22 protein-coding genes are annotated in these 22,036 nt (G+C 72.6%); 10 read left to right on the top strand and 12 right to left on the bottom strand.

Features of this window, described 5'->3' with window-relative positions:
- The first annotated feature begins 103 nt into the window (after positions 1-103).
- A complete protein-coding gene (locus E8D34_RS05860) occupies positions 104-760 on the top strand; it encodes a hypothetical protein (protein ID WP_136593650.1) in 657 nt (218 codons plus the stop codon).
- Between the two features lie 5 nt (positions 761-765).
- On the top strand, positions 766-1,512 hold the full coding sequence (locus E8D34_RS05855; protein WP_136593649.1) for a phosphoglyceromutase: 747 nt from the start codon (positions 766-768) through the stop codon (positions 1,510-1,512).
- Positions 1,513-1,622: 110 nt separating this feature from the next.
- Here the strand turns inward: E8D34_RS05855 and phoU are convergent, their stop codons facing one another.
- Positions 1,623-2,276 carry a phosphate signaling complex protein PhoU gene (gene phoU / locus E8D34_RS05850; RefSeq protein WP_136593648.1) on the bottom strand — a complete coding sequence of 218 codons (654 nt, stop codon included), beginning with the start codon at positions 2,274-2,276 and terminating at the stop codon, positions 1,623-1,625.
- A 133-nt stretch (positions 2,277-2,409) separates the two neighbouring features.
- On the opposite strand from phoU, the gene E8D34_RS05845 reads away from it, so the two are divergent.
- From E8D34_RS05845 to E8D34_RS05835, 3 genes are all read left to right on the top strand, one after another.
- The gene (locus E8D34_RS05845; RefSeq protein WP_206056567.1) at positions 2,410-3,612 is read left to right on the top strand and encodes an ATP-binding protein; all 1,203 of its coding nucleotides are present in this window, start codon (positions 2,410-2,412) and stop codon (positions 3,610-3,612) included.
- Positions 3,609-4,286 (top strand): response regulator transcription factor, encoded by a 678-nt coding sequence (locus tag E8D34_RS05840; RefSeq protein WP_136593647.1) that lies wholly within the window; start codon positions 3,609-3,611, stop codon positions 4,284-4,286. Before E8D34_RS05845 ends, E8D34_RS05840 begins: the two co-directional genes overlap by 4 nt.
- 100 nt (positions 4,287-4,386) lie before the next feature.
- On the top strand, positions 4,387-5,310 hold the full coding sequence (locus E8D34_RS05835) for a DMT family transporter (RefSeq protein WP_240771131.1): 924 nt from the start codon (positions 4,387-4,389) through the stop codon (positions 5,308-5,310).
- A gap of 44 nt (positions 5,311-5,354) precedes the next feature.
- On the opposite strand, the gene E8D34_RS05830 is transcribed toward E8D34_RS05835, so the two are convergent.
- The 11 genes from E8D34_RS05830 to E8D34_RS05780 form a co-directional block, all read right to left on the bottom strand.
- Positions 5,355-6,101, bottom strand: a complete 747-nt coding sequence (locus tag E8D34_RS05830) for a FliA/WhiG family RNA polymerase sigma factor (RefSeq protein WP_240771130.1) — start codon at positions 6,099-6,101, stop codon at positions 5,355-5,357.
- A 20-nt stretch (positions 6,102-6,121) separates the two neighbouring features.
- A complete protein-coding gene (locus E8D34_RS05825; RefSeq protein ID WP_168929344.1) occupies positions 6,122-6,844 on the bottom strand; it encodes a hypothetical protein in 723 nt (240 codons plus the stop codon).
- A gap of 180 nt (positions 6,845-7,024) precedes the next feature.
- Positions 7,025-7,471, bottom strand: a complete 447-nt coding sequence (locus E8D34_RS21505; protein WP_136593645.1) for a prepilin-type N-terminal cleavage/methylation domain-containing protein — start codon at positions 7,469-7,471, stop codon at positions 7,025-7,027.
- Between the two features lie 128 nt (positions 7,472-7,599).
- Positions 7,600-9,342, bottom strand: a complete 1,743-nt coding sequence (locus E8D34_RS05815; protein ID WP_136593644.1) for a hypothetical protein — start codon at positions 9,340-9,342, stop codon at positions 7,600-7,602.
- Positions 9,339-10,103, bottom strand: coding sequence for a prepilin-type N-terminal cleavage/methylation domain-containing protein (locus tag E8D34_RS05810; protein ID WP_136593643.1), 765 nt, complete (start codon positions 10,101-10,103; stop codon positions 9,339-9,341). The genes E8D34_RS05815 and E8D34_RS05810 overlap by 4 nt, the downstream gene beginning before the upstream one ends.
- Positions 10,100-11,392 carry a prepilin-type N-terminal cleavage/methylation domain-containing protein gene (locus tag E8D34_RS05805; RefSeq protein ID WP_168929343.1) on the bottom strand — a complete coding sequence of 431 codons (1,293 nt, stop codon included), beginning with the start codon at positions 11,390-11,392 and terminating at the stop codon, positions 10,100-10,102. Before E8D34_RS05805 ends, E8D34_RS05810 begins: the two co-directional genes overlap by 4 nt.
- Positions 11,389-12,600, bottom strand: coding sequence for a type II secretion system F family protein (locus E8D34_RS05800; RefSeq protein WP_136593641.1), 1,212 nt, complete (start codon positions 12,598-12,600; stop codon positions 11,389-11,391). The genes E8D34_RS05805 and E8D34_RS05800 overlap by 4 nt, the downstream gene beginning before the upstream one ends.
- A 10-nt stretch (positions 12,601-12,610) precedes the next feature.
- Positions 12,611-13,801: a PilT/PilU family type 4a pilus ATPase gene (locus E8D34_RS05795; RefSeq protein ID WP_240771129.1), complete on the bottom strand. Its 1,191-nt coding sequence runs from the start codon at positions 13,799-13,801 to the stop codon at positions 12,611-12,613.
- The gene (locus E8D34_RS05790; protein ID WP_136593640.1) at positions 13,788-15,458 is read right to left on the bottom strand and encodes a GspE/PulE family protein; all 1,671 of its coding nucleotides are present in this window, start codon (positions 15,456-15,458) and stop codon (positions 13,788-13,790) included. The genes E8D34_RS05795 and E8D34_RS05790 overlap by 14 nt, the downstream gene beginning before the upstream one ends.
- A gap of 85 nt (positions 15,459-15,543) precedes the next feature.
- A complete protein-coding gene (locus E8D34_RS05785; RefSeq protein WP_240771128.1) occupies positions 15,544-16,059 on the bottom strand; it encodes a hypothetical protein in 516 nt (171 codons plus the stop codon).
- Positions 16,056-17,180 (bottom strand): PilT/PilU family type 4a pilus ATPase, encoded by a 1,125-nt coding sequence (locus E8D34_RS05780; RefSeq protein ID WP_136593639.1) that lies wholly within the window; start codon positions 17,178-17,180, stop codon positions 16,056-16,058. Before E8D34_RS05780 ends, E8D34_RS05785 begins: the two co-directional genes overlap by 4 nt.
- A 186-nt stretch (positions 17,181-17,366) precedes the next feature.
- Here E8D34_RS05780 and pilM point away from each other — a divergent pair, with 186 nt between their 5' ends.
- From pilM to E8D34_RS05755, 5 genes are read left to right on the top strand one after another with little or no spacing between them, the layout of a single operon-like run.
- Entirely contained in the window at positions 17,367-18,515 is a 1,149-nt protein-coding gene (gene pilM, locus E8D34_RS05775) for a type IV pilus assembly protein PilM (RefSeq protein ID WP_136593638.1), read from the top strand.
- On the top strand, positions 18,512-19,399 hold the full coding sequence (locus E8D34_RS05770) for a hypothetical protein (protein ID WP_136593637.1): 888 nt from the start codon (positions 18,512-18,514) through the stop codon (positions 19,397-19,399). The genes pilM and E8D34_RS05770 overlap by 4 nt, the downstream gene beginning before the upstream one ends.
- Positions 19,396-20,043 carry a type II secretion system protein GspM gene (locus E8D34_RS05765; RefSeq protein WP_136593636.1) on the top strand — a complete coding sequence of 216 codons (648 nt, stop codon included), beginning with the start codon at positions 19,396-19,398 and terminating at the stop codon, positions 20,041-20,043. The genes E8D34_RS05770 and E8D34_RS05765 overlap by 4 nt, the downstream gene beginning before the upstream one ends.
- Positions 20,033-21,181, top strand: coding sequence for a hypothetical protein (locus tag E8D34_RS05760; protein ID WP_136593635.1), 1,149 nt, complete (start codon positions 20,033-20,035; stop codon positions 21,179-21,181). Before E8D34_RS05765 ends, E8D34_RS05760 begins: the two co-directional genes overlap by 11 nt.
- Positions 21,178-21,975, top strand: coding sequence for an A24 family peptidase (locus tag E8D34_RS05755; RefSeq protein WP_276606580.1), 798 nt, complete (start codon positions 21,178-21,180; stop codon positions 21,973-21,975). The genes E8D34_RS05760 and E8D34_RS05755 overlap by 4 nt, the downstream gene beginning before the upstream one ends.
- Positions 21,976-22,036 lie beyond the last annotated feature (61 nt).

Genomic DNA, 22,036 nt, shown 5'->3' with positions numbered 1-22,036 from the left:
GTCGCCTGACGCGCGCGACCGCTAGAGTGTGGCCGCCCGAATCAACCACCGACGTCCGACCCCGGACGGCCGGAGGACACACCTGCAGCGGAGGCCTGCCGACATGCTTCACCGACGCCCGACCGCGATCGCCGCACTGCTCCTGGCGGCCCTGCCGGCGACCCTGTCCGCCTGCGGTTTCGACTACCCGACCGACCGGGTCAACCAGATCGCTGCGGGCGCCAACGACCGCGAGGCCTCGGTCGACGCGCTCGGCATCCGGATCCTCTCCGACGCCGAGGGGTCGGGCCGCCTGATCGGCGCCCTGGCCAACAACGACAACACCACCGCGGCCAGCCTGGACTCGGTGACCGACCCGTCCGGCCAGGTGACCGCCGGCTCCTTCGCCCCGATCGAGGTCGGCGGCGGCGCGGGCGTCAACCTCGCCGACGAGGAGACCACCCCGATCCCGCTGACCGGCGACCTCGCCGCGGGTGACGTCGTCACCCTGGAGCTCGGCTTCAGCACCGGTGAGGCGGTGACGCTGAACGTGCCGGTCGTGAAGCCGTGCTTCCAGTACGCCGAGCTCGCCGGCGAGGCGGCGCCGGAGGCGGAGGCCGAGGAGGGTGCTCACTCCGAGGAGACCGACGCGGCCCACGGCGACGAGACCGCGACCGAGGAGGAGGCCGCCGCCGAGGAGGCCTCCGAGGGGATCACCGCGCTGGAGGGCTCGGCGATCTACGACTGCGCCGACGAGGCGCCCGCCCCCGAGGAGCACTGATCCCGATGGCCGCCACGCTGATCCTGCTGCGCCACGGCGAGTCCGAGTGGAACGCCAAGAACCTCTTCACCGGATGGGTCGACGTCGCGCTGACCGAGAAGGGCCGCGACGAGGCGGTCCGCGGCGGTGAGCTGCTCAAGGAGGCCGGCGTGCTGCCGGACGTGGTGCACACCTCCCTGCAGCGGCGCGCCATCAACACCGCGGCGCTGGCGCTCGACGCCGCCGACCGGCACTGGATCCCGGTGCGCCGCTCCTGGCGCCTGAACGAGCGCCACTACGGCGCCCTGCAGGGCAAGGACAAGAAGCAGACGCTGGCGGAGTTCGGCGAGGAGCAGTTCATGCTCTGGCGTCGCTCCTTCGACACCCCTCCGCCGCCGCTGGCCGACGACGACGAGTTCTCCCAGGTCGGCGACCCGCGGTACGCCGACCTCGGCGAGGAGATGCCGCGCAGCGAGTGCCTCAAGGACGTCATCGAGCGGATGCTCCCCTACTGGGAGGCCAGCATCGTCCCCGACCTCCGCTCCGGCCGGACCGTGCTGATCGCCGCCCACGGCAACAGCCTCCGGGCCATCGTGAAGCACCTGGACGGGATCAGCGACGAGGACATCGCCGGCCTGAACATCCCGACCGGGATGCCGCTGCTCTACGAGCTCGACGACGAGAGCCTGGCCCCGCTGGTGCCCGGCGGCCGCTACCTGGACCCGGAGGCCGCGGCCGAGGCCGCGGCGGCCGTCGCCAACCAGGGGCGCTGACCTCGCACCGCTCGGCGCACGCGCCTGTTCATCGACACTGGCCCCCATCTCGCGCGAGATGGGGGCCAGTGTCGCTGTGACGCCGTCTCACGACGGCCCGGGGCCCGAGCTCAGCTGACGCCGTGCCTGTTGTGCCCGGTGACCACGAAGATCACCCGGTTGGCGATCGACACCGCGTGGTCGGCGATCCGCTCGTAGTACCGGCCCAGCAGCGCGACGTCGACCGCGGCCTCGACGCCGTGCGACCAGTCGTCGGAGAGCAGGATCTGGAAGGTGCCGCGGCGCAGCTGGTCCATCTCCTCGTCGTCGCGGCCGAGAGCGATCGCCGACTCGACGTCGCGGGTCAGGATGATGTCGGTGACGCGGGCGACCATGTCCTTGGCGACCTCGGCCATCCGCTGCATCGTCGGCTGCACCTCGCCCGGCACGGCCAGGTCGGGCACCCGCAGCCGGGCCACCTTCGCGACGTGCACCGACAGGTCGCCCATCCGCTCGAGCTCGGTGACCATGCGCAGCGCGCCGACCAGCGTCCGCAGGTCGCCGGCGACGGGCTGCTGGAGGGAGAGCAGGTTGAACGCCGCGTCCTCGGTCTGCTCGCGCATCCGGTCGATCACGATGTCGTCGCTGATCACCTGCTCGGCGATCATCGGGTCTCCGGAGGTCAGCGCAAGGGTGGCCTGCTCCACCGCGGTCTGGACGCGACGGCTCATCGCCGCCAGGTCCACGAAGATGGAGTCGAGCTGTTCATCGAAGGCCTCACGCATGCGACGAGCCTATGACGGCGTCGATGCCGAGAAAGTGACACACTCTCCACTCCCGGTGAACGGGGAGTGAACATCCCGAACGTGCTGCGCCACGATTCCGAGGCCGCACCTGGCGCCACCGTACGATCATGACGTGGATCCGTCGACGCAGGCCTTCCTGGCCGCGCTGCTCGGCGCACTCGTCGCCGGGAGCGCCATGCTCGCGTGGCACCTGAGCGATCGCCAGCAGAACCGCATGGTCGAGCCCGAGGCGCCGCTGGTGCCGCAGGGCGTGGCGGCCGTGCTCTCCGTGCTGCGCAGCAGCGCGGTCGTCGTCGACGAGGACGACGTCGTGGTCAAGGCCTCCGCACCGGCGTACGCGATGGGTGTGGTCCGCGGCAAGATGCTGGTCTCCGTCGACCTCGGCACGATGGTGCGCGACGTGCGCCGCGACGGACAGATCCGCGACACCGAGCTCACCCTGCGCCGCACCCACGGACCGGAGCGCACCGTCTCGGCGCGGGTCGCGCCGCTCGGTCCCCGCCTGGTGCTGGTGCTGGTCGAGGACCGCACCCGCGAGCGTCGGGTCGAGGCCGTGCGCCGCGACTTCGTGGCCAACGTCAGCCACGAGCTGAAGACGCCGGTCGGCGCGATCCACCTGCTCGCCGAGGCGGTGCAGGACGCCGCCGACGACCCCGAGGCGGTGCACCGCTTCGCCTCCCGGATGAAGACCGAGAGCGACCGGCTCTCCAAGCTGGTGCAGCAGATCATCGAGCTCTCCCGACTGCAGGGCGACGAGCCGATCGCCTCCCCGCTGCCGGTCGCGATCGACGACGTGATCGCGACCGCGATCGACACCAGCGCGATGGAGGCCGACGCCAAGGAGATCACGCTGCTCACCGAGGGCACCGAGGGCCTGAAGATCCTCGGCAAGGAGGACCAGGTCACCGCGGCCGTCGCCAACCTGGTGGCCAACGCGGTGCACTACTCCGACGCCCGCAGTCGGGTGCTGGTCAGCCGCCGGCTGGTCGGCCACAGCGTGGAGATCTCCGTGGTCGACCAGGGGATCGGCATCCCCGACGGCGAGATCGACCGCATCTTCGAGCGGTTCTACCGGGTCGACCCGGCCCGGCACCGCTCCACCGGCGGCACCGGCCTGGGGCTGTCGATCGTCAAGCACGTCGCCGCCACCCACGGCGGCGAGGTCCGGGTGTGGTCGGTGGAGGGCCAGGGGTCGACATTCACCCTGACGCTCCCCCAGCACCCGGTGTACGACGTGGGAGCCACGATGCTCCCCGCCACGATGCTGCTGGGGGACTCCAGCGTGTCAGACCCGAATCAGGAGGAACGCCCGTGACCCGGGTACTCGTCGTCGAGGACGAAGAGAGCTACAGCGACGCGCTCGCGTACATGCTCCGCAAGGAAGGCTTCGAGGTCGCGATCGCGGCCGACGGCAACACGGCACTGACCGAGTTCGACCGCAACGGGGCCGACATCGTCCTGCTGGATCTCATGCTGCCGGGGATCCCCGGCACCGAGGTGTGCCGGACCATCCGGCAGACCTCCAACGTGCCGGTCATCATGGTCAGCGCCAAGGACGACGAGGTCGACAAGGTGGTCGGCCTCGAGCTCGGCGCCGACGACTACGTCACCAAGCCGTACTCCCCGCGCGAGCTGACCGCCCGGATCCGTGCCGTGCTGCGCCGCGGGCACGACGCCGAGCTGGTGCCCGACACGCTGGAGGCCGGTCCGGTCCGGATGGACGTGGAGCGGCACGTGGTGACCGTCGACGGCCACGAGCAGCGACTCCCGCTCAAGGAGTTCGAGCTGCTGGAGATGTTCCTGCGCAACCCCGGCCGGGTGCTCACCCGCGGCCAGCTCATCGACCGGGTCTGGGGCTCGGACTACGTCGGCGACACCAAGACGCTCGACGTGCACGTGAAGCGGCTGCGCGCCAAGCTCGAGCCGGAGCCGAGCGAGCCGAAGTACCTGGTCACCGTGCGGGGCCTGGGCTACAAGTTCGACGTCTGAGCCCCGGCTGACGCGGTCCGGCGCTCGGGCGCCGACCGCCCCCACCGCCCCGGCCGATACCCGCGTGCGCACCCTCGGCGCCACCGCGTAGCGTCCTGCTGTGCAGCACCGCCCGTTCCTCCCCCTGCTCGCCGTCGCCACCACGCTGGTGCTCTGGTCCTCGGCGTTCGTCGGCATCCGCCACCTGGCCGACGACTTCGGTCCCGGGGCCCTCTCGCTGGGCCGGCTGCTGGTCGGCGCGCTCGCCCTGGCGGCCGTGGCGCTGCCCCAGGGGCTGCCCCGTCCGACCGGCCGCCAGTGGGCCAGCATCGTCGCCATCGGCGCCCTGTGGTTCGGCGTGTACAACCTCGCGCTGAACGCGGGCGAGCACCGCGTCGACGCCGGCACCGCCGCGATGCTGATCCAGGTCTCCCCCGTGCTGATCGCCGTGCTGGCCGCCGCCTTCCTCGGGGAACGGTTCACCCTCGCCCTCGGCGTCGGCCTGCTGCTGGCGTTCGCCGGAGTCGCCCTCATCGGCGTCTCCAGCTCCGGCGGGGACGGCCACCGCGACCTCCTCGGCGTCGGGCTCGTCCTGCTGGCAGCGCTCGTCTACTCGATCAGCCTGGTGCTGCAGAAGCCGCTGGTCGCGCGCCTCTCCGCGGTCCACGTGACCTGGCTGGCGTGCAGCGTCGGTGCGCTGGTCTGCCTGCCGTGGGCCGGGCAGCTGGTCGACCAGGTCCGCGCCGCGCCGGCCTCCTCGACCCTCTGGCTGGTCTACCTGGGCGTCTTCCCGACCGCGATCGCCTTCACCACCTACGCGTACGCGCTGCGCCACATGAGCGCCTCCTCGCTCGGCGTGACCACCTACCTGGTGCCGCCCCTGACGATCGTCATGGGCGTGCTGCTGCTCGACGAGGCGCCCGCGCCCGCGGCGTACGTCGGGGGCGCGCTGGCGCTGCTCGGGGTGTCGGTCGCGCGGCGGCGCCCGCGGCCGCGACCGGCGCCCGGCGCGTCGGTCCCCGACGCGGAGGCGGCACCCGCCTGACCGGCCGTCGGCGTACGTCGCCGTCCGGAGCGGGCGGCCCGGGGTCAGGCGTCGGCGAGGAGGATCTCGGCGAGGTGCTCGCGCAGCGCCCTCATCGCGCGGCTGCGCAGCTGGCTGACCCGTGACTCGGTCACGCCCAGGATCACCCCGATCTCACCGAGGGTGAACCCCTCGAAGAAGTAGAGCGCGATCACGATCTGGTCCCGTTCGGGCAGCCGGGCCACCGCCACCATCAGCTCGGCGCGGGTGTCCTCGTCCTCGAACAGGTCGTCCAGGTGCGGCCCCAGGTCGCCGATGCCGGCGAGGTCCTCGGTCGCGGCCGGGGCGACCGCGGTGGGCCGCGCCCGGCTGGCCCGGAGCTCGGCCACGGTGATCCCCAGCTCCGCGGCCACGTCGCAGTCCGTGGGCGTGCGGGCGAGGCGCTGCCGCAGCTCCTCGGTCGCGCGGTCGATATCGCGTTGGCGGCCGCGGACCGAGCGCGGCACCCAGTCGGCTGCGCGGATGCTGTCCACGATCGCGCCGCGGATCCGGGTCACGGCGTAGGCCTTGAAGTCGATGCCCCGGGCCGGGTCGAACTTGTCGATCGCGTCCATCAGCCCGATCACCCCCTCGGAGACGAGGTCGGCGGAGTCCACGTTGGGGGGCAGCTCGGCGCGCACCCGCCCGGCGGTGTACTTCACCAGCGGCGCGTAGCGCAGCACCAGCTGGTTGCGCACCTCGGCGGAGCCCGTGCGCTGGTAGTCGACCCAGAGGTCGTCGGCCGGGCTCTCAGGGGGGACGTCGATCACCATGGCGTGCCTCGTTCTCCGGATCAGTCGTCGAGGAACCGCAGCTCGTCCAGCACCTGCGCGGCGCTGCGGTCGTCCAGCCGGGGCTCCTCCGGCGCCGTGGGCTCGATCGTCAGGAGCGGGTCGACCACCGGGACCAGAGGCTCGACCTCCAGCAACGGCTCGACCTCCACCAGCGGGGCGACCTCCAGGAGCGGCTCCGCCTCCACGAGCGGCTCCACCTCCGGGAGCGGCTCGAACTCCGGCACCAGAGGCTCGACCTCCAGCAACGGCTGAACCTCCAGGAGCGGCTCGACCTCCGCCAGCGGGGCGACCTCCATCAGCGGGTCGACCTCCATCAGCGGGTCGACCTCCATCAGCGGGTCGACCTCGGCCGCGGCGAAGGAGATCGGGGCGACCTCCGCCATCGGCTCCCCGAGCTCCGCCTCCACGTCCGGAACGTCCTCGCCGAGGCGGTCCCAGGAGGCGACGGTCGGCGGCGACGGCTGGCCGTCACCGCCCGCGGGCAGGACCACCAGGGGCAGCCGCTCGAACGCCGGCAGCCCCTCGAGCTCCACCGACGTCGGCGGCTCGGACTCCGGGGGTGCGGTCGCCGTCACCGGCTCCACCGGTACCGCCGCCAGCGGCTCGACCGCGGTCAGCCGCTCCACCGCGACCGGCTGCTCGGCCGCACGCGAGCCGGCGCGCTGCTCGAGTCCGAGCAGCACGCGGGTCACCGCCGCCAGGTCGCGTTGCAGCTCCGCCACCTGGGGATCCCCGCCCTCGCTCATCGCCTCGCCGCTCCTCACCGGCCCGCCCGATGCGGACCTTCGTCCTCCCCCTCATCGGCAGGGCACCCGCCCGGGCTGAGCCCTCGGCGACCGACGCGGGAAAAGCGCGCGGGGCGCGCCGCCTCTCGGCGACGCGCCCCGCGTGGATCGTCGGGATCAGGGAGCGACGTAGTCGACGTAGCCCGGGGTGGCACCGATGGTGCAGCCCGGCAGGGCGTCCTCGTCGGAGAGCAGACCGCCCGCCTGGGAGTCCCAGACGTAGAAGGTGCCGCTGCCGGCGTCGTTGACGGCGGTCACGCAGTAGCCGTCCTCGTTGACCGCGATGGAGACGGTGTTGCCGCTGGAGACGGTGTAGCCCTCGCCCGCGATGTCCGCGGCGTCGGTGCTGTAGGCACCGGTGGCGGAGTAGATGGTCTCCTGCACCTTGGACATCGCGTCCAGGTCGGCCTTGATGCTGGTGTCGACGGCCTTCTGCCGCTGGCTCAGGAACGCCGGGATGGCGATCGCGGCCAGGATGCCGATGATGACGACGACGACGAGGAGCTCGATCAGGGTGAAGCCCTGGTCCTTCTTCTCGACGGCCTGCTGGTTGTTCTCGGTCATGCGTTCCTCCCCAGGTGGTGCCTACACGGTCCTTGTCGGGTCGGACGGTTCGGCCGCCGTGCCCGCATCTGGAATCGGTAGCGACACGCCATCACTTGAGGTGTGAAGGGTAAAAAGAACCCGACCGGTCAGTAGCGCGGCACCAGCTCGCCGTAGGTCTTCACGCCCCAGGCGCTGCGCACGGGGTCCAGGAAGTACGGCGGGGGCGCGTAGCGCATCCGGGTGTCGTAGACGTACTTCTTCAGGTATCCGGAGGTGTTCGTGGTGCCGACCGGCCCACGGAACCGCTGCGCGATGGTGCCGAACAACGAGAGGTCGCCGAGCCGCGAACCGAACTGGTACTGCTGCACGGTGAAGCTGTGCCGCAGCGTCAGGATCGCGGCGTTCACCTCGGGGTCGGTGAACGTCGACCCGCTGGGCCGGTTGAGGTTCGAGCCCGACGAGCACTCCTTGCGCCAGCTGCTGTAGCTGGTGCACCGCACCGGGTGGTAGATCTTCACCGACTCGTTGGCCAGCAGCCCGAGCGCGTCGGTGCCGGTGCGTCCGCCGCTGTAGGTCAGGTCGCCGGTGATCACCACGTTGGCCTCCGCGGCGATCGAGAGGCGGCCCTTGAGGGTGCCCTCGACGTAGACCGTGCCGTAGGTGCACTTCGCCTCGTCCAGCGTCTGGTTGTAGTCGCCACTGGTCGTGGTGCCCGCCAGCGGGAACCCGTCGCCGATCCAGCCGCCCGGACAGGCTCCGGTGCCGGGGTTGGTCTTCCCGGAGACGGGCGCGGTCTGGGTGGCCGGCACGTTCTGCACGTAGATCAGGCTGTTGTGCGGGATCGGGATCGCCGCGGAGCCGTTGAGCGGCACGGTGCCGCACCCGGAGTTCGTGCTGGTGGTCCAGGGGCTCCAGACCCTCATCGTGGAGGGCGTGGTGCCGCTGCCGTTGACGATCTTGATCCGGGTGGGCCCGGTGTAGAGGCATCCCGGGTTCGGTTGGGTCGGGTCGACGTACTGCCGGAGGTCGCCGATGCTCTCCGGCAGCTGCACGGGGTCGCGGTACGCGATGCCCTTGGCGAAGGTCGGGCTCGGGCTGCCGTTCCTCCGGTAGCACGTCGACGGGTTGGACTTGGTGCAGCTCGGCCAGGAGGTGGTCGTGGTGCCGTTGAACCGCGGGGTGCCGTACATCAGCATCGCGTCGTTGGTGTGCAGCGGGCCGTCGATCACGTCGCCGGAGACGAAGTTGATGTCGCTGCAGTACGACGTGTCCCGGCCCTGGTAGTAGTACTTGGTGCAGCGGCTGATCGCGGTGGTGTTCTTGTAGCCGTAGACCGCCTCGTTCTCCGGGTCGACGGTCTCGTACACGGTGTAGTAGAGGAACTCCCCGAAGCCGCCTCGTCGCATCCGGACCTGGATGGTCCGGTTCTCGCCGCGGCTGCGCCCCGACGAGGTGAGCACCACGGTGCCGTTGGACGGCGTGGAGCTGACGTCGACCTCGTAGTGGTACTGCGCACCGGACCCGGGCAGGTCGGCCCAGCCCGGCGGGGTCGTGGCGTTCCACCCGCAGGTGTTGGTGCGGCTGGTCGGCCCCTTCAGCGCGACGTTGGTGCAGTCGACGCCCTGCCAGTAGTTGTCGTCGGCGTTCAGGCGCGCCAGGTAGTCCGCGACACCGGCGTCCGCGGCCTGCAGGGCCTGGTTCCAGTCGGCGGCGTTGCGGACGGTCTTGATCGTGGTGCGCGAGTAGCCGAGCACCACGGTCAGCATGGCGATCAGCACCGTCATGGAGACCACCACGACCACCATCACGTAGCCCTGGTCGCGCGCCCCGGACCGGTCGCCGGCCCTCCCCTGGTTCCCGGCGCTCCCCGGGCTCCGCACCGCGCTCATCCTGACTCCTCGCTGTTCAGCACGCTGATGTCGGCGTTCGGCAGGTTGACCCGCTGGATCAGCGTCTGCGACGGCGTCCTGGACTGGTCCGGCAGCAGCTGGATGGTCAGGTTGACGTCGATGCTGGCGACCTTGACCAGGTCGCCCCCGGGCAGGGTCCCGGTCCCCAGCGGCAGCCCCTCGAAGTCGTAGTAGCGGAGCACCACCGGCGAGGTCGACAGCCGCGGCAGCCCACGGGCCAGCACCCGCCGGCTGAACCGGCAGGTGGGGCTGGTGATCGCGCAGAAGCTGTAGGAGCCGTCGCTGGCGATCGTGGGCGGGATCGTGGTCTGGCGCAGCAGCGAGGAGCCCGGCCGGGTGGCGTCCGCGAGCGTCTCGATGGTGACCAGGCTCGGCCCGCCGCTGGTGTTGTTGATGTTGGCGTAGAACGACATCTGCGTGCTGCTCGCGGCCACGATCGCCGAGTCGGCGCAGTTGCTGCAGCCGGCGTCGTTGAGCTGGTCGGGCAGCACCGCGGTCCGGATCACCTTCGTCGCCGCCGCCATCCCGATCTGGCCGGTGGTGATGTTGTCCAGGCGGGTGTCGGCGGCGTGCATCGTCCGCAGCCCCACCACCGCGAAGGCCGCGAGCATGCTGACCAGCAGCGAGCCCAGCGTCATCGCGACCATCACCTCGATCAGGCCCGAGCCCTCGTCGCGCGGGCGCGCCGCGGGCCGGGCGGGCGTCGCGCGGTCGGGGACCACCCTCGTCGAGGCGCTCACGGCAGGCTCACCGTCTGCGGGCCGGCGGCCTGGGTCAGCGTCACGTCCTTGCTGGCCGAGCCCGCCTTGATCGTCCACCGCCCGTACGGGAGGCTCGTCGCCAGTACGCCGCCGGACGGCGTGCCGAGGTCGACCGTGGTCGCGGCGCACGGGCTCTGCGGGTTGTCGATGCTCGGGTTGGAGACGGCGGTGATCGCCCCCGCGCCGCCCCAGGAGACGGTCAGCGGCGCCAGCGCGACCTCGATGCTGGTCGTGGTGCCCGGGTCGCTGACGGCGACCGGGGCGCGCGCCTCCCCGAGGTTGGCGGGGTCGTTGTCGAGGCAGTGGCCGGCCCAGATCTCGTACCCCGAGGCGTAGGGCCACAGGTCGGAGACGGTGCGGTTGTTCCCGCTGCCGGTCCGCTCGACGGAGCCGGCGCTGGTGGTGAACATCAGCGGCAGGTCGTTGGCCCGGGGCAGCGCGTAGCCGGGCGCGGTGGTGAAGTGGACCGCCATCCGCGCCGCCCGGTCGTAGCTGACCGAGCCACGCCAGAGCTGGCCGGCGGTGACGGTCACGGTGCGGCTGGAGGAGACGGCGCCGGCGATGTCGACGTACCCGCTGGTGTTGAGGGTGACCGTGTAGGTGCCCGGGCTCACGTAGGCGAACAGCACGCAGCCGTCCTCGGCGGTGCTGGCGGTGCGGGTGCCGCTGGGGCCGCTGATCGTGACCGACTGGCCGGCCCGCGGGACTCCGTCGCGGTCGATCACCTTGAGCCCGATGTGTCCGTCGGTCGAGGAGTAGGTCCCCTTGAGCGGGGTCATCAGGGTCGTCATCCGCACCGGGTGGTCCTCGCCGCCGGGCCAGGTGACCTCCACCCGCACCCTCAGGTAGGCCAGCTCGGAGCTGGTGCCGTCGTCGCAGGTGGACGACGCCGCGGAGCCGACCGCGGCCCACTGCGCGGTCCTCTTGACCGTGTACGGCACGTTGTCGATCACCAGCGGCTCGCCGGGTGTGCCGCCGGGCAGCTGGTCGGGGTTGAGCACCTGGTTGACGGCCACCTCCTCGGGTCCGCGCAGCAGCGAGTTGAAGGTGTCCGCGGTGATCGCGAGCTCGCGGGCGGCCAGGTTGATCGCAGCGGTCCGGCGGGAGTTGTCGCGGGTGCTGTCCTGGGTGGCGGCGAGGACGACCGTGCTCGATCCCAGCAGCACCATGAACAGCGCGAAGGCGACGATGACCTCGATCAGCGTGAAGCCGTCGTCGGCATGCGTCGTCTCCCGCGTCTCCCGCGTTCCCCCGGCCAGCACGGTCACTCGATCAGGTCGAAGATGGTGAACATCGGCAGGTACAGGCAGATGATCATGCCGCCGACCACGACCCCGAGGAACGCGATCATCAGCGGCTCGATCAGCGCGGTCAGCGCCTCGGTGGTCGCCTCGACCTCCTCCTCGAACCACTGCGCGACGCGCTTGAGCATCTGGTCCACGGCGCCGGACTCCTCGCCCGAGGCGATCATCTGCACCACCATCGGCGGGAAGATCGGGTGCTGGCTGAGCGGGCCGGCGATCGACTCGCCGGTCGCCACCGACTGCCGCACGTCGTGCACGGCGTGCTCGATCACCTTGGACCCGGTGGTCGCCGAGACGATGTCGAGCGCGCTGAGGATCGGCACGCCCGAGGAGAGCAGCGTGCCGAGGTTGCGGGAGAACCGGGTCAGCGCGATCTTGGAGAAGAGGTCGCCGAAGACCGGCATCCGCAGCTTCAGGGGGTCGACGAACTCCCGGACCTTGTCGTCCTGGGCGTGCCGGCGCCACCACCACACGAAGGCGGCGATGAGGGCGGCGAAGATCGGCGCGCCGTAGCGCACCACCCCCGACAGCGCGACCAGGAACCGCGTCGGCAGCGGCAGCTGGCCGCCGAGGTCGGCGAACATCCCCTCGAAGATCGGTACGACGAAGAGCAGCATGCCGATGCACATCAGGATCGCCATGCAGAAGACGACGACCGGGTAGGTCATCGCCGCCTTGATCTTGGAGCGCAGCTTGACCTCCGCCTCGAAGGTCTCCGCGACCTGCTTGAGCGCCACGTCCAGGAAGCCGCCGACCTCGCCGGCGCGGGCCATGCTGACCAGGAACGGCGGGAAGGTACGGCGGTCCGCGGCGAACGCCTGCGAGAGGCTCTGGCCGCCCTCGACGGCCTTCTTCACCTCGTGCAGCGCCCGGCGCAGCTCGGGGTTCTCGACCTGGTCGGCGAGGATCGTCAGCCCGCGCATCAGGGTCAGGCCGGCGTCGACCATCGTCGCCAGCTGGCGGGAGAAGACCGCGAGGTCCTTCATCGTGACCCGCTTGCGACCGAAGCTGATGTCGCGGTTGAGGCCCACCCCGGCGGGCTTGACCTCCAGCGGCACGTAGCCCATCGCGAGCAGCTGCTCGGCGACCGCCGTCTCGGAGGCGGCCTTGACCTTGCCCTCCTTGAACCGGCCGGCGGTGTCGCGGACCTTGTAGGCGTACTGGATGCTCATCGCGGCTGCCTCATGACCAGCCGCCTGACTGGTGGGCGACGGAGACCCCGGCCACCTTGCCGGCGTACGCCGTTCCCGGCGGCAGGCTGGCGCCGGAGCCGACCAACGTCAGGTAGTCCTCGCGGTGCGCGCAGTTCTCGAGGCCGACCTCGCGGGTGATCAGGCCGGCGCGGGTGTGCGCGGCCAGGTGCGCGTCGAGCGTCTGCATCCCCTCGCGGGCGCCGGACTGCAGGGCGCCCGGGATCTGGGGCAGCTTGTCGTCGCGGATCATCGCCCGGATGCCCGGGTTGCAGACCATGATCTCCGCGGCCGGGATCCGGGCCGCGCCGTCGACGGTCGGCACCAGCGTCTGGCAGACCACACCCTGGAGGGTGGCGGCCAGCTGGGTCCGGATCTGCTGCTGCTGGTTGGCCGGGAAGACGTCGACGATCCGGCTGATGGTGTCCTGCGCGGACTGCGTGTGCAGGGTGGCGAAGACCAGATGGCCGGTCTCGGCGGCGGTGAGCGCCACCGAGATGGTGTCCAGGTCGCGCAGCTCGCCGATCAGGATCACGTCGGGGTCCTGGCGCAGCACGTGCTTGAGCGCGCTGCGGAAGTCGTGGGTGTCCGCCCCGACCTCGCGCTGGTTGACCAGGCACCCCCGGTGGGAGTGCAGGAACTCGATCGGGTCCTCGACGGTCATGATGTGCCCGCGCCGGGTCCGGTTCACCAGGTCCACCATCGCGGCCAGGGTGGTCGACTTGCCCGACCCGGTCGGGCCGGTGACCAGCACCATGCCCCGCTTCATGCTCGCGAAGGACTCCAGCACCGGCGGCATCCCGAGGTCGCTGAGCGGCTTGATGTCCCACGGGATCAGCCGCAGCACCGCGCCGACGCTCTCCCGCTGCCAGTAGACGTTGACCCGGAACCGGGCGTGGCCCGGTACCGCGTGCGCGAAGTCGAGCTCGCGGCTGTCCTCGAAGGTCTGCCGCTGCCGTTCGGTCATCACCGCGTACATCGCGGTCCGCAGCTCGTCGGGCTTGAGCACGCCGTACCCGGGGACCGGGGTCATCGCGCCCCGGACCCGGATCGTGGGCGGGGCGCCCACGGTCAGGTGCAGGTCGGAGCCGCCCATCTCCTTGACCATCAGCAGCAGCTCGTCCAGCTCCAGCCGCGGCGCGGGTGGCGCATAGGACTGCGTTGGGGATTCAGCCCACGACACGGAGTACCTCCTCGATCGACGTCCTGCCCTGCTTCACCTTCAGCCACCCGTCGTCGCGCAGCGTGGTCATGCCCTGACCGCGCGCGACGGTGCCGATCTCGTCGGTCGAGGAGCGGGCGACGGTCAGCCGCTCGATCTCCTCGGTCACCGACATCACCTCGTGCAGCGCCATCCGGCCGCGGTAGCCGGTGCCCGCGCAGGAGGTGCAGCCGACCGCCCGGTAGAGCAGGTCGATGTCGTCGTCGAGCTGGAAGCGCACCGCCGCCAGCTCCTCGGCGGTCGGCCGGTAGGACTCCTTGCACCGCTCGCACAGCGCGCGACACAGCCGCTGCGCCACCACGGCGTCCAGCGCCGAGCCGACCAGGAACGGCTCGATGCCCATCTCCACCAGCCGGGTCACGGCCGACGGCGCGTCGTTGGTGTGCAGCGTGGAGAGCACCAGGTGGCCGGTGAGCGACGCCTCGATCGCGATGTTCGCGGTCTCGTGGTCGCGGATCTCGCCGATCAGCACGATGTCGGGGTCCGAGCGCAGGATCGAGCGCAGCGCCGAGGCGAAGGTCAGCCCGGCCTTGACGTTGGTCTGCACCTGGTTGATCCCGGCCAGCCGGTACTCGACCGGGTCCTCGACCGTGATCACGTTGACGTCGGGCTTGTTCAGCGCGTTCAGCGTGGCGTAGAGCGAGGTCGACTTCCCCGAGCCGGTGGGCCCGGTCACCAGGATCATCCCGTAGGGCTTGGAGTACGACGCCTCGAACCGCTCGAAGTTGGCGGGACTGAACCCGAGGTCGGCCAGGCCGAGGCGCGTGTTGGTGTTGTCCAGGACCCGGGCCACGATCTTCTCGCCCCAGACCGTGGGCAGGGTCGCGATGCGCAGGTCGATCGGCTGCCCGTGGTGGTTGACGGTGAGCCGACCGTCCTGGGGGATCCGCCGCTCGGCGATGTCCATCTCCGCCATGATCTTCAGTCGCGAGACCACGCCGGGGTGGATGCCGCGCGGGGCGCGGTGGGCGTCCTGGAGCACGCCGTCGATCCGGTACCGCACCCGGACGTCGTGCTCGGTCGGCTCGATGTGGATGTCGGAGGCCCGGTCCGAGATCGCCTGGGAGATCAGCAGGCTGACGAAGCGGACCACCGGAGCATCGCCCTCGACCTCGGTGAACGAGTCGAGGTCGGCCTGCTCCTCCTCGACCACGAGCGTCGAGGAGAGATCGGCCAGCTCGCTCTCGGCCCGGTAGATCTGGTTGATCCGGTACTCGATCTCGGCCCGTCCGGCGAGCACGAAGCGCACCCGCCGCCCGGAGAGCCGGGCGATGTCGTCCTTGAGGTCGAGGTCGGAGAGTGCCCGTAGCGGCACGGCCACCAGCAGCTCCGAGCCCGACCAGCCGTACGGCAGCGCGTGGGCGCGGCGGGCGAACTCGCCCGGCAGCACCGCGGCCGCGATCGGGTCGATCGGGTGCTCGGTCAGCTCGACGTGGTCGACGCCGGCGGCGACGGCCGCCATCCGCAGCAGCGTCGGCCGGTCCACGACGCCCTCGGCGAGGAGGACGTCGAGGATGGCCGAGCCCTCGACCTCGGCGCGCAGCCGGGCGCGCGCGACGTCGTCCGGGGTGACCTTGCCGTGGCTCAGCAGCGCCTCGACGGTGGCTCCCTGGTCCATCCGCACCTCCCCCTCCCCCAACGGACGTGCCGCGCCGACACCAGAGGAGTCGGCGTCGGCGCCGGCGAACTTGAATCGGCCCGCCTCAGCGGGGCAGCACCGTCAGCACGCTGGCCGGGTCCCGGCGGTAGCGCACCATCAGCTCGGACGTGGCCTCGTCGATCCGCCGGTGCAGGGCGGAGCGGTAGTCGCTGAGCTGGGCCTCGGCGGACCGCAGGCGGCGTACCGCCTCGGCCCGGGCGTCCCCGTCGGCCGGCGCCAGCCAGACCTCGTCCAGCGCCGGCAGCTCCGGCAGCGGGTCCGCGACCCGCACCCGGTGCAGGGCCCGGCGGGTCCGGCCGCTGCCGGTGTCGCCGAGCGCACGGACCAGGGCGGACAGCGAGAGCGACCCGTCGACGGGACTGCCCGCCTCGAGCAGGTCGATCCGGGCCTGCACCAGCCGGCGCCAGTAGGAGACGCGCTCCTCCTCACCCCGCAGCCGGCCCCGGTAGGCGCGCAGCTCGGGCAGCGCCAGCCCGGCCAGGTACGGCGACTCCTCGGGCAGGATGCCCCGGCTCGCGGTGCGCTCGGCGCGCTCGGCGCGCTGGGTGGTGACGGTCATGGTGCCCCCTGGAGTGCGTGCTGGGTCTCGCCCGCCGGCTGCCAGCCGGAGCGGCGGAGCATCACCGAGAAGTCGTGCGGGTTGCTGGCGGCGGCCATCGCGTCGGCGACGTCGACCGCGCCGGAGGTCACCAGCTCCTGGAGACGCTGGTCGAAGGTGTGCATCCCCGAGTACTCGCCGCGGGCCAGGATGTCCGGGATGGTCGCGGTCTTGTCCGGGTCGGCGATCGCGTCGGCGAACCGGGCGTCGCGGACGGCGACCTCGGTGACGCAGACCCGGCCACGGCCGTCGGCCCGGCGGACCAGCCGCTGGCAGACGATGCCCTCCAGCGTCGTCGAGAGGGCCGCGCGCACGCGCGCCTGCTCGTGCGGGGGGAAGAAGTCCACCAGCCGCAGCACCGTCTCCCGCGCATCGGTGGTGTGCATCGAGGCGAACACCGCGTGCCCGGTCTCCGCCGCGGAGAGGGCGGAGCGGACGGTGTCGTCGTCGCGCAGCTCGCCGATCAGGATCACGTCCGGGTCCTGGCGCATGGCCGCGCGCAGTGCCGAGGCCCAGTCCCGTGTGTCGCTGCCCAGCTCGCGCTGGGTGACGGTGGCGACCTTGTTGCGGTGCAGGATCTCGATCGGGTCCTCGAGGGTCAGCACGTGCACCGAGCGGCTCTCGTTGACCATGTCGATCATGCCCGCGAGCGTGGTGGTCTTGCCCGAGCCGGTCGGGCCGGTGACCAGCACCAGACCGCGGGGACGCAGCGCCAGGTCGGCGATCACCTCCGGCATCCCGAGCTGGCTCAGCGTGGTGGGCGCGTCGCCGACCAGCCGCATCACGGCTCCGGCCTCGCCCATCGTCCGGAACGCGTTGACCCGGAACCGGCCCAGCCCCGGCACCGCGACGGCGTAGTCGGCCTCGAACCGCTCCTCGAACGTCGCCAGGGTGTCGGCGTTCATCGACGCCCGCACCAGGCTCTCGATCTCCGCGGCCGGGTAGGGCCGCTCGCCCACGGGCACCAGCTGACCGGAGATGCGCAGCTTCGGGGTCGCGTCGGGACGCAGGTGCAGGTCAGAGGCGCCGTTGCGCACAACGGCGTCGAGCAGGGACAACAGGGCACTCGGGATCACGCTCATCTGGCTCCTCGTGGCCGGCCGGCAGACTCCACGCGATCAGATCGGTCCGGACGGTCGCGACCTGAGCGGACCCATAAATTTGCGGACCGCAAAGGTCAAGTCGACCCGCCGTCCGGCCGATAACTCGTGCACAAGGGGCCCGGTGGCGTCGCCGGAGCCCCGCCGGGCGGATCACGGGGGTGGAGCATGGCGCGCAGCACGCTGGGGCTCGACATCGGCAGCTCGGCCGTTCGCGCCGTCGCGCTGGCCGGCGGACGGACGCCGAGCCTGGTCCGCGGCGGCGCCGTGGAGCTGCCGCGCGGGGCGGTCGAGGCGGGCAGCGTCAAGAACCCGCGCGCGGTCACCGAGGCGGTCCGCACCCTGTGGGACCAGGCCCGCCTGAAGGGCAAGGACGTCCGCATCGGCATCGGCAGCGGCTCGGTGCTGGTGCGCCAACTGGAGCTCGACTGGATGCCACCTGCCGACCTGCGCAAGGCGCTCCGGTTCCAGGTGGCCGACCTGCTGCCGGTCTCCATCAACGACGCCAACATCGACCACATCACGCTCGACGAGTACGAGCGCCACGACGCCGAGACCGACGCCCCGCGCCGGCTGGTGCGGATCCTGCTGGTCGCCACCGCGCGCGGCGCCGTGGACGAGATGGTGCGCTGCGTCCAGGCCGCCGGCCTGCGGCCGCAGGTGGCGGACCTCTCCGCGCTGGGCGTGGTCCGGGCCGCGGCGCGCGCCGGCGCCCGCGCCGGCCAGCACGCCCCGACCGAGGCCGCCATCGACATCGGCTCCGACAAGATCGCGGTCGCCGTGCACACCGCCGGCCGACCCCACTTCGTGCGCGTCATCGCCGGCGTGGGCGGCTCCCTGCTGACCCAGGCGATCGTCGACCGGGCCGGCCTGAGCTGGGCGGAGGCCGAGCAGCTCAAGCACGCCTGCACGCTGCCGCAGCCGGCCGTGGCCGGCGTCCACCCGTCGTACGGGGCCGCCGGGATCGCGCCGGGCGCGGCCGGGACCGACACGCAGACCGGCGCGCAGACCGACGTCGTCGGCCAGATCGTGCTGGAGGCGGCCCGCCAGCTCGTCGCCGAGGTCAAGGCCACGCTCGCCTTCCACAACGGCTCCGACCAGGAGCACGCACCCCAGCGCATCCTGCTCACCGGCGGCGGTGCGGCACTGTCCGGGATGAGCGACCTGCTCGGCCACACCCTCGGCCTGCCCGTGCAACGGCTGGCCCCCAACGACGTCCTGCCACGACTCGGCAGCGGCCGCGGGGACCTCGCGCACCTGGCCTCCGACCCCGCGATGGTCGTCCCGCTCGGGCTGGCACTGGCGGGTGGGGCATGACCAGCACCCAGACCCCGCCGACCACGGTCCCCGCCGACGGCGGCGGCCGCCGCGACCGCCGGGCCCCCAAGCCCGCCAAGGCCCGGAAGGCGGCCAAGCCGTCCCGCGCCACGCGCCAGAAGGGCGTCGAGGCCGGTCGCGACGCCAGCCAGACCGTGGTCAACCTGCTCTCCCCGTGGGTCTTCGAGGAGCTGCGGGTCCACCAGCTGCGCCGGCGCTTCGTGCTCGGCGCGCTGGTCCTCGTCGTCGCCGTCGGGCTGATCTGGTCCGGCCTCCGCTTCGAGCTGCACCGGGCCGAGGAGGAGCTGCGCGGCCAGGAGGCCCGCGGGAGCGCGCTGACCGTCCAGATCCGCGACCTGGCGCCGGTCCGCACGTTCGTGGACGGCGTACAGCGCCGGGTGATCCGGGTGCACGACACCGCCTACGACGAGGTCGCGTTCTCCCGGGTGCTCGGCGGCCTCACCGCGGCCGCCGGCCCGGGCACCGCGATCACCTCGGTGTCGATCGGGCTGGTCAGCCGGGTGTCGGCACCGGACTCCTCCGCCACCGGCGGATCGGCCGGTACGGCTCCGGGCGGCCAGGGCGCCGAGCAGGACCCGACCCGAGGGCTGCTCGGCACCACCTGCCCCGGGCCGGACCCCTTCGCCACCAACGACGTCGTCGGCTGCCTGAGCATCGAGGGCACCGCGAGCTCGCGCGCCGAGGTGGGCGACCTGGTCGTCGCGCTCGGCGAGGACGACCTGTTCCTGGACCCCTACGTCTCCACCACGACCGCGGACAACGACCGCGTCTCGTTCTCCGGCACCGTCGGGCTCTCCCCGAAGGTCTTCAGCGGCCGCTACGATGACCCCGGCCGCTCGCTGCGCGAGGGAGTGAAGAAGTGAGCCTGCGCACCGTGACCGGCACCCTGGTCCTCGGCATCGCCGGGATCCTCGTGCTCCTCGCCGTCAGCTGGATGCTGCTGATCAGCCCCGTGCTGGCGAACACCTCGACGACCCGCGACTCCATCGAGTCCAGCCGGACCCGCAACCAGGCGATGGCCGCCCAGCTGAGCGCGCTGCAGCAGCAGGAGCGACAGCTGCCGCGCTACCAGGCCGCCGCCGACGAACTGGCCGCCCTGTTCCCGCCCACCGCCGCCCAGAAGGAGTTCTTCGCGGCGATCGTCGAGGCGGCGCGCCAGGCCGGGATCGGCGCCGACGACGTCACCGCGGTGAGCCCCGGAGCGCCGGTGCCGCTGGGACCGAACGGCGAGCCGCTCGCGGACGCCGCGAAGGTCGCCGACACCGCCGCCGCACCCGAGATCGCCGAGCAGACCGTCACGGTCACCGCCGCCGGCACCGACGACCAGGTCCGGCAACTGCTGGCCAACCTCGAGCGGATGGACCGCACCTTCGTGGTCACCTCGCTCACCGTCGACGGCTCCTCCGACGAGCCCGGCGCCTCGACCACCTCCACCGTCTCCGTCACCGGCAGCGCCTTCGTGGGGGCGTCGCTGACCTATGAACCGGGAGCCAACCGTGTCCCTTGACAGCCTGACGACCGGCACCGCCGGCATGTCCGTCGCCAACTTCGCCGCGCTCGGCGCCGTGCTCTGCCTGGTGCTGCTCCTGCGCCGGCGCGTGCGGCGCACCGGCCACGTCGCCCAGGTCGCCCAGGTCGCCCACGGCGTCCACGGCGGGGCCGCGTTCGAGGCGTACGGCCCCGGGGCCGTGGCCGGACGCGACCCGCGGGCCGCCGCCGGCGCCGGCGCCCCCAGCCTGGAGGCCGCCACCGCGGCGCTGCAGGAGGCCCTGGCCGCCGAGGCGGCGCGTCCGGGCGCGGCCCCGTCGGCGGAGCTGCTCGACGCCGCCCCGGCCCCGGCAGCGATCGCCACCGCACCGGCCGACCCCGAGCCGGTCTCCGCGGTCGCGCCGTTCGGCGCGTTCGCCGAGATCCCGGCAGTGGTGGAGATCGCGGAGGTCGCCGAGATCGTCGAGATCGCCCACGTCGCGGAGGTCGCGGCTCCTGCCTCCGCCGCCGCGGTGGGCTACGCCGAGCTCTCCCGGCGATACGCCGCCCAGGGCCGCGATCGCGACGCGGCGCTGGCCCAGTGGGCCGCCGACCTGCAGTCCGCCGCGCCGCTCCTCGAGCGGGTGGCCGCCCTGCTGCCGCGCGCGCAGGAGATGGCCCTGGCCGGCAGCCACCGCGAGGCGGTGGACTCCGCCCGCAACGTGGTGCTCTCCCTCGTCCCGAGGCCGGCCGACCTGCGCGCGCAGCTCGGCCCCATCGACCACCTGCCGGCCGGTCCGGTCGACGAGCCGGTCCGGCTCCCCCACCACCAGCCCACGGTGACCTACCTGCTCGACCACGCCGCGGCGCAGATGGGCGCCGCGCACCAGCTCGACGACACCGACCGCGCCGCCGCGGGCCAGCACGCCCGCGAGGCCGACCTGGCGTCGTACGAGGCCATGCTGCTGGAGTCCGCCCTCAGCTGCGGGGACCTGGCCATGGTCACCGTCGCGCTGCGCCACGACCTCGCCGTGCTCGCGCTGGAGCACAGCGACGCCGCGGCCGCGGACGAGACCCTGGCGCAGTCCGTGCGGCGCACCCGCGAGGTGCTCCGCTCGCTCGCCCAGCCGCACGAGCTGGCGGCGCTCGACGTCGCCTTCGTGCCGCTCACCGCGTGACACCTCCGGTGGCCTGGCTGCTGCCGGTCGGCGTACTGGGCCTGGTGGTCGGCTCGTTCCTGAACGTGGTGGTGCACCGGGTCCCGGCGGGGCTCTCGATCGTCCGCCCCGGGTCCGCCTGCCCGCGCTGCGGCCACGCGGTGCGGGCCCGCGACAACGTGCCGGTCCTCTCCTGGCTGCTGCTGCGGGGACGGTGCCGGGACTGTGCCGCGCCGATCCCGGCGCGCTACCCCCTGGTCGAGGCGACCACGAGCGCCCTGTTCGTGCTGGTCGCGCTGCGGCTGGCGGCCACCGGCGAGCTGGACCTGCTGGCGGCCTTCCTGGTGCTCGCCGGCGCGGGCGTCGCCCTGGCCCTGATCGACCTCGAGCACGGCCGGCTGCCGTTCTCGATCACCGGCGTCGCAGCCGTGCTCGCGCTGCTGGCGCTGGCCCTGGGCTGGTGGGGCGGCGACGTCGCCCCGCTCGAGGCGCTCGCCTCCGCGGCGCTGTGGCTCGGCGTGTACGGCGGCATCCGCGTGCTCACCCGCGGCCGCGGGATGGGCCTGGGCGACGTCGCACTCGCTCCCCTTCTCGGCGCCGTGCTCGGGGCGCTCGGGCCCGGGCCCTCGCTGGTCGGCCTGGCCGCGGGCTTCCTGCTCGGCGGCGTGCTGGGGATGGCGCTGATGGCGACCGGCAGGGCCGGCCGGGGCAGCCGGATCCCGCACGGGCCGTTCATGCTCGTCGGCGCCGCGATCGGGCTGTTCGCGGGCGAGGGGCTCGCGGCGGCGTACCTGTCGCTGGTCGGTCTCGGCTAGCGCGAGCCGGGGGTCAGGCACCCCCGAGCCGGGGGTTGGGACCCGCCGACCCGGGTCGGCG

The sequence above is a fragment of the Nocardioides sp. GY 10113 genome, assembly GCF_004919105.1.
Taxonomy (GTDB): domain Bacteria; phylum Actinomycetota; class Actinomycetes; order Propionibacteriales; family Nocardioidaceae; genus Nocardioides.
This window is presented reverse-complemented; position numbering and strand designations above follow the sequence as displayed.

Excerpts from the sequence above, each read along its gene's own strand:
- E8D34_RS05860 (WP_136593650.1), top strand. The coding sequence starts at position 104 with ATGCTTCACCGACGCCCGACCGCGATCGCCGCACTGCTCCTGGCGGCC.
- E8D34_RS05855 (WP_136593649.1), top strand. The coding sequence starts at position 766 with ATGGCCGCCACGCTGATCCTGCTGCGCCACGGCGAGTCCGAGTGGAAC.
- phoU (WP_136593648.1), bottom strand. The coding sequence starts at position 2,276 with ATGCGTGAGGCCTTCGATGAACAGCTCGACTCCATCTTCGTGGACCTG.
- E8D34_RS05830 (WP_240771130.1), bottom strand. The coding sequence starts at position 6,101 with ATGGTGATCGACGTCCCCCCTGAGAGCCCGGCCGACGACCTCTGGGTC.
- E8D34_RS21505 (WP_136593645.1), bottom strand. The coding sequence starts at position 7,471 with ATGACCGAGAACAACCAGCAGGCCGTCGAGAAGAAGGACCAGGGCTTC.
- E8D34_RS05815 (WP_136593644.1), bottom strand. The coding sequence starts at position 9,342 with ATGAGCGCGGTGCGGAGCCCGGGGAGCGCCGGGAACCAGGGGAGGGCC.
- E8D34_RS05800 (WP_136593641.1), bottom strand. The coding sequence starts at position 12,600 with ATGAGCATCCAGTACGCCTACAAGGTCCGCGACACCGCCGGCCGGTTC.
- E8D34_RS05790 (WP_136593640.1), bottom strand. The coding sequence starts at position 15,458 with ATGGACCAGGGAGCCACCGTCGAGGCGCTGCTGAGCCACGGCAAGGTC.
- E8D34_RS05785 (WP_240771128.1), bottom strand. The coding sequence starts at position 16,059 with ATGACCGTCACCACCCAGCGCGCCGAGCGCGCCGAGCGCACCGCGAGC.
- E8D34_RS05780 (WP_136593639.1), bottom strand. The coding sequence starts at position 17,180 with ATGAGCGTGATCCCGAGTGCCCTGTTGTCCCTGCTCGACGCCGTTGTG.
- pilM (WP_136593638.1), top strand. The coding sequence starts at position 17,367 with ATGGCGCGCAGCACGCTGGGGCTCGACATCGGCAGCTCGGCCGTTCGC.
- E8D34_RS05770 (WP_136593637.1), top strand. The coding sequence starts at position 18,512 with ATGACCAGCACCCAGACCCCGCCGACCACGGTCCCCGCCGACGGCGGC.